8 protein-coding genes are annotated in these 13,814 nt (G+C 34.8%); all 8 read left to right on the top strand.

The window, feature by feature from the left end; all coding sequences use genetic code 11:
- The first annotated feature begins 6 nt into the window (after positions 1-6).
- Entirely contained in the window at positions 7-243 is a 237-nt protein-coding gene (locus AQ1685_RS12940; RefSeq protein WP_095072779.1) for a hypothetical protein, read from the top strand.
- Positions 244-476: 233 nt separating this feature from the next.
- Positions 477-1,229 (top strand): hypothetical protein, encoded by a 753-nt coding sequence (locus AQ1685_RS12935; protein ID WP_095072777.1) that lies wholly within the window; start codon positions 477-479, stop codon positions 1,227-1,229.
- Positions 1,230-1,236: 7 nt separating this feature from the next.
- The gene (locus AQ1685_RS12930; protein ID WP_095072775.1) at positions 1,237-8,742 is read left to right on the top strand and encodes a T9SS type B sorting domain-containing protein; all 7,506 of its coding nucleotides are present in this window, start codon (positions 1,237-1,239) and stop codon (positions 8,740-8,742) included.
- Between the two features lie 9 nt (positions 8,743-8,751).
- On the top strand, positions 8,752-9,717 hold the full coding sequence (locus AQ1685_RS12925) for a PorP/SprF family type IX secretion system membrane protein (RefSeq protein ID WP_095072773.1): 966 nt from the start codon (positions 8,752-8,754) through the stop codon (positions 9,715-9,717).
- A 76-nt stretch (positions 9,718-9,793) separates the two neighbouring features.
- Entirely contained in the window at positions 9,794-10,612 is an 819-nt protein-coding gene (gene rluF / locus AQ1685_RS12920; RefSeq protein ID WP_095072771.1) for a 23S rRNA pseudouridine(2604) synthase RluF, read from the top strand.
- Between the two features lie 79 nt (positions 10,613-10,691).
- Positions 10,692-11,822: a tRNA guanosine(34) transglycosylase Tgt gene (gene tgt / locus AQ1685_RS12915; RefSeq protein WP_095072769.1), complete on the top strand. Its 1,131-nt coding sequence runs from the start codon at positions 10,692-10,694 to the stop codon at positions 11,820-11,822.
- Position 11,823: 1 nt separating this feature from the next.
- On the top strand, positions 11,824-12,903 hold the full coding sequence (locus AQ1685_RS12910; RefSeq protein WP_095072767.1) for an LptF/LptG family permease: 1,080 nt from the start codon (positions 11,824-11,826) through the stop codon (positions 12,901-12,903).
- Positions 12,884-13,786, top strand: a complete 903-nt coding sequence (locus AQ1685_RS12905) for a DMT family transporter (protein WP_095072765.1) — start codon at positions 12,884-12,886, stop codon at positions 13,784-13,786. The genes AQ1685_RS12910 and AQ1685_RS12905 overlap by 20 nt, the downstream gene beginning before the upstream one ends.
- The last annotated feature ends 28 nt before the right edge of the window (positions 13,787-13,814 follow it).

Genomic DNA, 13,814 nt, shown 5'->3' with positions numbered 1-13,814 from the left:
AGCAGGGTGAAGATTACAGTTTCAGTAGATACAGTGATTGAGGTAGATTTTACTACAGCAGGAGGTGAGGAGATTACAGTTTCAGTAGATCTTACAAGTGCATTAGGAGCAGGTGAAGATTTAATATTCACAATTACAGGCGCAGGAGGATTTACTTCAAGTAATACGGTAAATGGTCCATCAGCAGGTAGTACAGTGAGTAGTAGCTTTACAGGATTAGGTAGTGATAATTACATAGTATAACTATCGAGAACTCAGTAACACGTTGTGTACTGACGACCTCACATCAAGTTGATGCAATTCCAAGTTTCGATTTAGATATTAACAGAGACAGTAATGTTGTTTGTTTTGGAGATACAAACGGTTCAATCACTTTTGATTTTGCTAGTAGCAGTCCATATGCAGGCGCATACGATTACCAGATATTCAACACCAATGGTACAGCAGCTCCAGGAGATGACTTTACAGTAGGAGGCTTGGTATCAGTAGCAGCAGGCTCAGGTCCAGTTACAGTTAATACTTTAGGTGCAGGTACGTATTATGTTGAAGTTACTATGACTGATAGTCCATTCTGTCCAGTTAGTTCAGCAGAAGTAACAATAGATTCACCAACAGCTGCATTAGACTTTACTACCGTTGATGTAAATCCAACATGTAATGGAAGCAATGATGGAAGTATCACAGTAAACGCAGTAGGTGGATGGGGTAGTTATGAATATCAATTAGAAGATGGTTCAGGAGTTTTAGTAGCTTATACAACAAGTAATGTATTTACAGGAAGTTCAAGTTTACCATTAGTTGACGGTACTTATACAGTTCGTGTACGAGATGCTAACGGTTGTATTGATAGCGATACAGTTACTTTAACTGAACCAGCAGCAGTTACCTTTAGTTTAGTAAAAGATGACAATGCTTGTGATTTAACTGGAGGTGGAAGCATCACAGTTACCGCATTAGGAGGTTCAGGAAGTTACACATATATTTTATTAGATGGCGGAGGAGTAGAGATTCGCAACCAGACTACCAATGTATTTACGAATTTACCAGCAGGAAATTACACTGTTCAGGTTAATGATAGTAATAGTTGTCCAGGTACAAGTCCAAGTCCAACCATTACATTAGAGCCAAACTTAGAGTTTGCATTAAATACGACCAAGTTATTAGATTGTAGTGCAAGTCCAGATGCTACGATAGAGTTATCGATTAGTTCAGGGATCAGGGAACTATGAATATGAAGTGTTTGATAGTGGAGCAGGAGTAATTGTAAGTCGTACAGGAACAGGAGGAGCTACAGTTAGTTTCGCAGTTTCATCGGCAGATACGTATACAGTAAATGTTTATGATATAGGAGTTACACCAGTTTGTTCACGTACTCGTACGATCACAGTTAATCCAGTAATATTACCAGACTTTACAGCATCGGCTATAGACAATGGTAATTGTAATGGAAGTAATGAAGGTATTATTGAGATGGTTGCAGTAGATAATGGATTATTACCATTAAGTTACGAAATCAATGGAACCTTAACAGCTGGAGGAACGTTTACTGCAACGACTACTACGACACAATTTACAGGTTTAGCCCCTGGAGATTATGTAGTAACAGCAACAGGAACAAACGGATGTACTTCGAATTCAGCTACGATTACCATTACAGAGTTACCAGTAGTAAACTTCACAACTGCTCCAGTAGTCACAGGATTTGGCTGTACTACAGATAATAACACAGATTCAGCAGTTGTTACGGTAAATGCTAGTGATGTATCAGGCGGAAGCGGAAACTATGTACGAGTAGAGTTTGTTTATGATAATGGTACAGCAGCTACAGGAGACGATATCACTCAAGATGGTACAAGTTTTAGCTTTACAACGAGCAATGTTTTAGGCGGAAATGTATCGATTACTGTTTTCGATGATGAGGGATGTTCAGCAAATACTACAGCCTTTATTCCAGCGTTCAATGCGTTAAGTAATCCACAGGTTACAGTTACAAAAGATATTGATTGTAGAGTTTTACCAGCAGGAGGTGAGGAGATCACAGTTTCAGTAGATCTTACAAGTGCATTAGGAGCAGGTGAAGATTTAATATTCACAATTACAGGTGCAGGAGGATTTACTTCAAGTAATACGGTAAATGGTCCATCAGCAGGTAGTACAGTGAGTAGTAGCTTTACAGGATTAGGTAGTGATATTTATAGTATAACTATCGAGAACTCAGTAACACGTTGTGTACTGACGACCTCACATCAAGTTGATGCAATTCCAAGTTTTGATTTAGATATTAACAGAGACAGTAATGTTGTTTGTTTTGGAGATACAAACGGCTCAATCACTTTTGATTTTGCTAGTAGTAGTCCATATGCAGGCGCATACGATTACCAGATATTCAACACCAATGGTACAGCAGCTCCAGGAGATGACTTTACAGTAGGAGGATTGGTATCAGTAGCAGCAGGCTCAGGTCCAGTTACAGTTAATACTTTAGGTGCAGGTACTTATTATGTTGAAGTTACCATGACCGATAGTCCATTCTGTCCAGTTAGTTCAGCAGAAGTGACAATAGATTCACCAACAGCTGCACTAGACTTTACTACTGTTGATGTAAATCCAACCTGTAATGGAAGCAATGATGGAAGTATTACAGTAAACGCAGTAGGCGGATGGGGTAGTTATGAATATCAATTAGAAGATGGTTCAGGAGTTTTAGTAGCTTATACAACAAGTAATGTATTTACAGGAAGTTCAAGTCTACCATTAGTTGACGGTACTTATACAGTTCGTGTACGAGATGCTAATGGTTGTATAGATAGCGATACAGTTACTTTAACTGAACCAGCAGCAGTTACCTTTAGTTTAGTAAAAGATGACAATGCTTGTGATTTAACTGGAGGCGGAAGCATCACAGTTACCGCATTAGGTGGTTCAGGAAGTTACACATATATTTTATTAGATGGCGGAGGAGTAGAGATTCGTAACCAGACTACCAATGTATTTACGAATTTACCAGCAGGAAATTACACTGTTCAGGTTAATGATAGTAATAGTTGTCCAGGTACAAGTCCAAGTCCAACCATTACATTAGAGCCAAACTTAGAGTTTGCATTAAATACGACCAAGTTATTAGATTGTAGTGCAAGTCCAGATGCTACGATAGAGTTATCGATTAGTTCAGGATCAGGGAACTATGAATATGAAGTGTTTGATAGTGGAGCAGGAGTAATTGTAAGTCGTACAGGAACAGGAGGAGCTACAGTTAGTTTCGCAGTTTCATCGGCAGATACGTATACAGTAAATGTTTATGATATAGGAGTTACACCAGTTTGTTCACGTACTCGTACGATCACAGTTAATCCAGTAATATTACCAGACTTTACAGCATCGGCTATAGACAATGGTAATTGTAATGGAAGTAATGAAGGTATTATTGAGATGGTTGCAGTAGATAATGGATTATTACCATTAAGTTACGAAATCAATGGAACCTTAACAGCTGGAGGAACGTTTACTGCAACGACTACTACGACACAATTTACAGGTTTAGCCCCTGGAGATTATGTAGTAACAGCAACAGGAACAAACGGATGTACTTCGAATTCAGCTACGATTACTATTACAGAGTTACCAGTAGTAAACTTCACAACTGCTCCAGTAGTCACAGGATTTGGCTGTACTACAGATAATAACACAGATTCAGCAGTTGTTACGGTAAATGCTAGTGATGTATCAGGCGGAAGCGGAAACTATGTACGAGTAGAGTTTGTTTATGATAATGGTACAGCAGCTACAGGAGACGATATCACTCAAGATGGTACAAGTTTTAGCTTTACAACGAGCAATGTTTTAGGCGGAAATGTATCGATTACTGTTTTCGATGATGAGGGATGTTCAGCAAATACTACAGCCTTTATTCCAGCGTTCAATGCGTTAAGTAATCCACAGGTTACAGTTACAAAAGATATTGATTGTAGAGTTTTACCAGCAGGAGGTGAGGAGATCACAGTTTCAGTAGATCTTACAAGTGCATTAGGAGCAGGTGAAGATTTAATATTCACAATTACAGGTGCAGGAGGATTTACTTCAAGTAATACGGTAAATGGTCCATCAGCAGGTAGTACAGTGAGTAGTAGCTTTACAGGATTAGGTAGTGATATTTATAGTATAACTATCGAGAACTCAGTAACACGTTGTGTACTGACGACCTCACATCAAGTTGATGCAATTCCAAGTTTTGATTTAGATATTAACAGAGACAGTAATGTTGTTTGTTTTGGAGATACAAACGGCTCAATCACTTTTGATTTTGCTAGTAGTAGTCCATATGCAGGCGCATACGATTACCAGATATTCAACACCAATGGTACAGCAGCTCCAGGAGATGACTTTACAGTAGGAGGATTGGTATCAGTAGCAGCAGGCTCAGGTCCAGTTACAGTTAATACTTTAGGTGCAGGTACTTATTATGTTGAAGTTACCATGACCGATAGTCCATTCTGTCCAGTTAGTTCAGCAGAAGTAACAATAGATTCACCAACAGCTGCATTAGACTTTACTACCGTTGATGTAAATCCAACATGTAATGGAAGCAATGATGGAAGTATCACAGTAAACGCAGTAGGTGGATGGGGTAGTTATGAATATCAATTAGAAGATGGTTCAGGAGTTTTAGTAGCTTATACAACAAGTAATGTATTTACAGGAAGTTCAAGTCTACCATTAGTTGACGGTACTTATACAGTTCGTGTACGAGATGCTAACGGTTGTATTGATAGCGATACAGTTACTTTAACTGAACCAGCAGCAGTTACCTTTAGTTTAGTAAAAGATGACAATGCTTGTGATTTAACTGGAGGTGGAAGCATCACAGTTACCGCATTAGGTGGTTCAGGAAGTTATACATATATTTTATTAGATGGTGGAGGAGTAGAGATTCGCAACCAGACTACCAATGTATTTACGAATTTACCAGCAGGAAATTACACTGTTCAGGTGAATGATAGTAATAGTTGTCCAGGTACAAGTCCAAGTCCAACGATTACATTAGAGCCAAACTTAGAGTTTGCATTAAATACGACCAAGTTATTAGATTGTAGTGCAAGTCCAGATGCTACGATAGAGTTATCGATTAGTTCAGGATCAGGGAACTATGAATATGAAGTATTTGATAGTGGTGCAGGAGTAATTGTAAGTCGTACAGGAACAGGAGGAGCTACAGTTAGTTTCGCAGTTTCATCGGCAGATACGTATACAGTAAATGTTTATGATATAGGAGTTACACCAGTTTGTTCACGTACTCGTACGATCACAGTTAATCCAGTAATATTACCAGACTTTACAGCATCGGCTATAGACAATGGTAATTGTAATGGAAGTAATGAAGGTATTATTGAGATGGTTGCAGTAGATAATGGATTATTACCATTAAGCTACGAGATCAATGGAACCTTAACAGCTGGAGGAACGTTTACTGCAACGACTACTACGACACAGTTTACAGGTTTAGCCCCTGGAGATTATGTAGTAACAGCAACAGGAACAAACGGATGTACTTCGAATTCAGCTACGATTACTATTACAGAGTTACCAGTAGTAAACTTCACAACTGCTCCAGTAGTCACAGCATTTGGATGTACAACTGAAAACTTTACAGATGCAGCAGTTGTTACGGTAAATGCTAGTGATGTATCAGGTGGAAGCGGAAACTATGTACGAGTAGAATTTGTTTACGATAATGCTACTCCAGCAGATACAACTGATGATATTACTCAAAATAGTGGAAGCTTTGATTTCGCAGTAAGTAATATTTTAGGTGGAAATGTATCGATTACTGTTTTCGATGATGAGGGATGTTCAGCGAATACTACAGCCTTTATTCCAGCGTTCAATGCGTTAAGTAATCCACAGGTTACAGTTACAAAAGATATTGATTGTAGAGTTTTACCAGCAGGAGGTGAGGAGATCACAGTTTCAGTAGATCTTACAAGTGCATTAGGAGCAGGTGAAGATTTAATATTCACAATTACAGGTGCAGGAGGATTTACTTCAAGTAATACGATAAATGGTCCATCAGCAGGTAGTACAGTGAGTAGTAACTTTACAGGATTAGGTACTGGAAGTTATAATATAACTATAGAGAATACATCAACAAGATGTATAATAGCAACATCACATCAGGTATTAGATATACCAACTTTTGATTTAGACATCAATAGAGGTAATAATGTGAGTTGTATAACTGATACAGATGGTTCTTTAATATTTGATTTTGCTGCTAGTACACCATATACAGGTACTTTCGATTATCAAGTATTTAATACAAACGGAACTACAAATACAGCAGATGACTTTACAGTAGGAGGATTGGTATCAGTAGCAGCAGGCTCAGGTCCAGTTACAGTTAATATGTTAGCTGCAGGTACTTATTATGTTGAAGTTACCATGACAGATAATCCATTCTGTCCTGTTACATCACCAGAAGTAATTATTGAAGCTCCAACAGCAGCCTTAAGTATTGCTTTAAGTACAACTCCTATTACATGTGTTACAAATGATAGTGGAGAAGTTACAATCACACCAACAGGTGGATGGGGTGGTTATGAATATCAGTTAATAAATTCGACCACATCTACTACAGTTCAAGCCTTTGGAACTAATAATATTATAGGAGGTTTAACTGCAGGTAATTATGAAGTAACAGTTGTAGATGCTAATGGATGTTCTATTGTAGACACATTTACATTAACTGACCCTACAATAATAGATTTTGTTCCTCAAGTAACAACACAGATAGAATGTGAAGGTGATGAAACAGCAGTAATAACTGTTACGGGAGTAACAGGAGGAGCGCAAGTTGCTACACCAGTTTACTCATATAGCCTAGAATTCCCTGACGGAACTTCTACAGCAATTCAATCTTCTAATATATTTACAGGGTTAGGAGCAGGAGTATATCAAGTAACAGTTTATGATGAATTCAGTTGTAGAAATACAAGAAGTATCACTGTAAATGAGCCAACAGAAATTATTGCTAGTGCAGTAGTAACTAGTATTATTTCTTGTACTAGCCCAAATGCTACAGTTGAAGTTAGCGGAATGGGTGGTACAGGTGCTTACGAATATAGTGTAGACGGTTCAACGTTTGTAGCTTCTAATGTATTCTCAGTACCAGCAGGTGATCACGAGTTCTACGTTAGAGATGCTAACAACTGTATTTCAGATCCATTTGTAGTATCAATTCCAGCATTAGAGCCATTAGTAGCTACATTAGATGCTTCTTTAGGATTCATTACTTGTAATGGTAATGCTGATGCAGTTTTATCAGCTACAACTACTGGAGGTTTAGGAAATAATATGTATGAATTAATAGATGTTAATACATCTAGTTCTATAGCAGGACCACAAGCAGACAATACATTTAGAAACATAGGTCCAGGTACATATTTAATTAGAGTTACAAGTTTTGACTGTACAGATGATACACGTGAAGTTACTATTGAAGATCCAGACTTATTAGAAACTACAGCAACAGTAGTAAATGTAAGTTGTAATGGTTTAACAGATGGTAGTATTACTTTAAATACAATTGGAGGAACAGGAACTTATGTTTATGAAATTGATACAGCACCAGGTAGATTCCAATCTTCTAACGTGTTTACAGATTTAGCTGCAGGTATGTATACAATTACTGTATTAGATGAAAATGGTTGTCCTAATACATTAAATGTTGAAGTATTAGAGCCAGCAATTTTAGAAGCAGAAATAGATTTAACATCAGTTGTACAACAACCATGTGTTACAGATCCAGCACCTTCGTTTACAGTAAATATTATGGGAGGAACACCTCCATATACATTACGATTAAGTGATGGAAGTGCACCAGTAACATTAGCTATAACAGAAACTAGTTTCACTTATAATAACTTAAATTCAGGGCAATCATATGCTGTTATTGTAACAGATTCTAGAGGATGTAGAGTACCAACGCCATTAACAATAACTTTCGACCCAGCTGTTGATTTAGGTTTTGAAGAGTTAAATGTAACTTATGATTGTACTCAACAAGCTACCATTACTGCTACGGTTGACGAAATCTATAGAGATGAAGTTGTGTACATGTTAACTGGTCCAGAAAGTGCAAGTAACGATACTGGTATTTTCCCAGTAAATACACCAGGAACTTATACTGTAGAAGTAACGCATGCAGTAGGATTAGGATGTACGCCTCCTTCTAGGCAAATTACTGTTATTCCAGTAGCTCCATTAGTATTTACTGAAGCGAACATTGATCATTCTCAGTTAAATATGTTAATAGCAAATGCATCTGGAGGTATAGGACCATACGAATATAGTATAGATGGAAGTGCATTTACATCAGAAAACACATTTACAATAAATCAAACGAGAGATTATGTAATTACTGTAAGAGATGACAGAGGTTGTGAGGAAACTGTAACAGTAAGAGGTGAATTCATCACTATTGATGTTCCAAACTTCTTTACTCCTGATGGAGATTCTCAACAAGATTTCTGGTATCCAATTAATGTACAACCATATCATAATATAAAAGTTTATATTTATGACAGATATGGAAGAGAGTTACAATTGTATTCTGGAATTCAGCAAGGATGGGATGGAACATATCAAGGAAGACCATTACCTTCTGGAGATTACTGGTATACTATTGAATTCACAGAAATTACAGGTGAAGAAAAACGATTAATAGGACACTTTACGTTATATAGGTAAAAAAATAAAATGAAGAATACATTTTTAACATTTGTGCTACTGATTTTTTCAGTAGCACGTTTATCAAGCCAAGAGGTAGATTTACCCCAATATGTCAACCACATGGCAGATAATCCTTTTTTAATATCTCCAGCTTATGCAGGAATTGGAGCTGGACTCCAATTTCGTTTAAACGGAGTAAGTCAATGGTTAGGTGTTAAAGATGCACCTAACACGCAATCTCTAAGTGTGGAAGCAAGATTAGCAGAACGATTCGGAGGTGGATTAACTGTTTTTAATGATAAAAACGGTTTTACTAGTCAAAAAGGAGTTCGTCTTTCATTAGCAAGTCACTTAACATTGAGTGATCTATATGACAGTTTTTTATCTTTAGGTCTTAGTTATAGTTTCATTCAATTTGGAATAGATACTTCAGAGTTTGAAAATCCATTCAATCCTGGAGCACCAGTAAATTTACCAAACAGAGTTTTAAATTCATCAAACTTCGATATTAGTATGTTATATCGATTTGGTAGATTCGCCATTAGTGGTAATGTTGTTAATTTATTAGACAAAAAAATTGATGATTTTAATTCCGGAGAACCTACTGTTTTAAGACGTTATTCTGTATACACAAATTATAATTTTAGAGTAAATAGAAATACAGAGTTCGAACCTTCTTTATTTGTAGAGCATTTTGAGTCTACTAATCGTACTAGATTTGATTTTAATGTAAAATTAAGAAAGAGAATTCGTGATGGTTATGTATGGGGTGGAGTTAGTTATACTTCTTTAATAGACCAGCCATTTAGACCAAATGCATTGGCGCCTTTATTTGGAATAAAAAAGAATAAATTATATGTTTCTTATGGATTCAGTTTAACGTTAAATGAAATCATAGGATTAAACAACGGAACACATATGATTACACTTGGTTTTGATTATGATCGTAGGCCAAGTTTAGCAAGATGTACAAGAAAAATGATTATGTTCTAACAATTATACTCATATAGAATAATAAAAAAGCCTTAAGTAAAGTTACTTGAGGCTTTTTTATTCTAATTTTGTAATAATGAATAACAGTGAATCAACAAACCTTAATAAATTTATTAGCTCAACAGGAATTTGTTCTAGAAGAGAAGCTGAGAAATTAATTGTTGCAGGTAGAGTAACCATAAATGGTAAGCCAACACAACTGGGAAATAGAGTTTTTGAAGGTGATATTGTAAAAGTAGATGGGAAACCATTAAAAGCAAAACCAAAAACCATTTATATCGCATTAAATAAGCCTGTAGGTATAGTTTGTACAACAGATAGTAAAGAAAGAAAGAATATTGTAAAGTTTGTAGGCCACCCTCAACGATTATTTCCAATAGGTCGTTTAGATAAACCTTCTGAAGGATTAATCTTTTTAACAAATGATGGAGACATCGTCAACAAGATATTAAGAGCAGGAAACAATCATGAAAAAGAATATATTGTAACGGTTAATAAAGAAATTAACGAGCGTTTTATCACTAGAATGGGAAATGGAATTCCAATTTTAGGTACGGTAACAAAAAAATGTAAAGTCACCCAAATTAATTCAAATACATTTAAAATTATTCTTACTCAAGGCTTAAATCGACAAATTAGAAGAATGTGTGAGTATTTAGGATACGAAGTAACCAAATTAAAACGTACCCGAATCATGAATGTAGCTTTAGGAAGTTTAAAAATTGGAGATTGGAGAGAGCTTTCAAGTCATGAAATGGATAAAATCAATGAGTTGGTAAAAACTTCAGTAAAAACAGAAGAAGCTTCCAAAGAAAAATCACCTAATAACAAGAAAAATAAGCCCAAATCAAAGAATTATAAATCTAAATTTGGTAGACAAAGAAGAAGTAGGTAATACGATATTCTTCAAAAAATAAGAAACTTTTAACGAAGTGCTTTTTAACATTTAACTTACATGTGTATCTTTGTCGCCTATGCAATTTGACTTAAAATTAAAAGATCCTAAAAGTAAAGCGAGAGCAGGAGTTATAACCACAGATCATGGTACTATAGAAACTCCAATTTTTATGCCAGTTGGTACAGTAGCTTCAGTAAAAGGAGTACATCAATCTGAGCTTAAAGATGAAATAAATCCTGATATCATTTTAGGAAACACTTACCACTTATATTTAAGGCCAAAAACAGATATTCTTGAACAGGCTGGAGGATTGCATAAATTCATGAATTGGGATAGAAATATTTTAACCGATAGTGGTGGTTATCAAGTATATTCTCTTTCAGGTAGAAGAAAGATAAATGAAGAAGGAGTCAAGTTTAAGAGTCATATCGATGGTTCTACACATTTTTTTACTCCAGAAAATGTAATGGAAATTCAGCGTTCTATTGGAGCTGATATTATTATGGCTTTCGATGAGTGTACTCCATATCCATGTGACTATAATTATGCAAAAAATTCAATGCATATGACACATCGTTGGTTAAAACGTTGTATCAATCACTTAGAAAAAACGCCACTTAAATACGATTACAATCAAACATTATTTCCAATTGTTCAAGGAAGTACATATACAGATTTACGTAAGCAATCTGCAGAATTTATTGCTTCAGTAGAAGCAGAAGGAAATGCCATTGGAGGTTTGTCTGTAGGTGAGCCAGCTGAGGAAATGTATGCAATGACAGATGTAGTTTGTAGTATTTTACCAGAAGATAAACCAAGATATTTAATGGGAGTAGGAACACCAATTAATATTCTTGAAAATATAGCTTTAGGTGTTGATATGTTCGATTGTGTAATGCCTACCAGAAATGCTAGAAATGGAATGTTATTTACAGCACACGGAACAATAAATATTAAAAATAAAAAGTGGGAGAACGACTTTTCAGCTATAGATGAAATGGGAATCACTTTTGTAGATACTTTATATTCTAAAGCATACCTAAGACATTTATTTGCATCAAAAGAATTACTAGGAAAACAAATTGCTTCTATACACAATTTAGGATTTTATTTATGGTTAGTAAGAGAGGCAAGAAAACATATTTTAGAAGGAGATTTTGCAGTTTGGAAAGATAAAATGGTAAAACAAATGAGTAAACGATTATAAATTGAAAATACTCGATTGGTACATATTAAAACGTTATTTAACAACATTTCTGTTTACCCTGCTTATATTAATACCTATTGCAGTAGCTATAGATATAGCTGAAAAAATAGATAAGTTTTTAAGAAATGAAAATTTAACGTTTATAGAGGTAGTAGATGATTACTATAAAAACTTTATCATCTATTATGCAAATACTTTTATGCCGTTGGCATTATTTTTAGCAGTAATAGTTTTTACATCCAGATTAGCGAATAATACTGAAATAGTAGCAATTAATAGTTCACAAATTTCGTTTACACGTTTTCTATATCCATATTTTATAGGTGCTACTATCGTTACTGTAATCGCTTTAGGAATGAATCATTATGTAGTTCCAAGTAGTAGTAAAACTAGAAAAAAATTCGAAAGAACATATTTAAAGAAAAAACGTTATCAAGATCAGTTAGTTAAAGAGTTTAGTTTACAGCTTAACGATAGTACATACATGTTTGTTCAGAATTATAACTTAAAAACAAACTCGGGAAGTCATTTTTCAACTTCAATTTATGAAGACAGAAAGCTGAAATTTAAATTAATAGCAGATCATATCCGATGGAAGGACACTATTTTTAAATTACAAAATTGGAAAGCTAGAAAAATTTACAAAGACAGAGACAGCATTTGGTTCGGAAGTTCAATGGATACTTTGTTCAGTTTTACTCCAAAAGATTTCAACTATAAATCAGCAATGGCTCAAGAAATGCCATCGAATGAATTAAAAGAGTTTATTGATATTTCTAAAAAACGAGGAGTAAAAAATTTAAATGCTTATTGGGTAGAATTATATAAAAGAACTAGTTTACCACTAGCATCATACATTCTAACTATTATAGCCGTAGCATTAGCATATAAGAAAAGAAGAGGAGGAATAGGAGTAAATTTAGCATTAGGAATTGCAGTTATGTTTATTTATGTATTCTTCTTAAAAGTAGCTGAAGTTTTAGGTGCTGTAGCAGGAGCAAACTCATTACTTAATGTTTGGATGCCGAATTTTGTCTTCGGTGCATACGCCACTTACCTTTATGTCAAATCAAGAAAATAGACTCAAAAACTACCTTTTATTACATGTAATCGTATTTATTTGGGGATTTACAGCCATATTAGGAAAGCTAATATCTATAGATGCCATTCCTTTAGTTTGGTATAGAATGCTTATTGCTGTTGGTTTTATAGGCTTATATTTTGTAATAAATAATAGATCTTTTACGCTCACTAAAAGAGCTGCTTTAGAATTTTCAATAACAGGAGTTATTATTGCTGTACATTGGATCACTTTTTTTAAAGCTATAAAGGTTTCCAATGTTTCTGTTGCTCTAGTAACCATGAGTACTGGTGCTTTTTTTACTTCTTTATTAGAACCAATATTTTTTAAACGAAGGGTTAAACTTTTAGAAATGATACTAGGGCTACTCGTAATTTTTGGTCTTTATATCATTTTTAGTTTTGAAAGTAAATATACTTTAGGGATTATTTATGCATTAATATCAGCATTTTTATCTTCTCTATTTGCAGTCTTAAACGGACTTTTTGTTAAAAAATACGAAGCTGATTCTATCTCATTTTATCAATTGTTTTTTGGAGTTGCCTGTGTAACAGTATATTTAGCTTTCTCAGGAAGTTTTACGGCTGAGTTTTTTAGTTTATTAGGAACAGATTGGGTTTATCTAATTATTTTAGGAAGTGTATGTACAGCTTATGCTTTTATCGCTTCTGTAAAAGTGATGAAATACTTAACACCGTACACAGTAATGTTAACAATAAACTTAGAGCCTGTATACGCAATTATACTAGCATTAATAATATTTGGAGAAAAAGAAGAAATGAATATAGAGTTCTATTATGGAGCGTTTATAGTGCTTTTTGTGGTATTATTAAATGGTCTAGTGAAAAATTCTTCAAAAATTAAAAAGAAATTACAACGATAATTTATTATGTTTGCTTAACAAACAGCAA

This window comes from Tenacibaculum jejuense (assembly GCF_900198195.1).
GTDB classification, from domain to species: Bacteria; Bacteroidota; Bacteroidia; order Flavobacteriales; family Flavobacteriaceae; genus Polaribacter; species Polaribacter jejuensis.
Note: the sequence above shows the minus strand (reverse complement) of the source record. Positions and strands in the feature narration are given on the sequence as shown.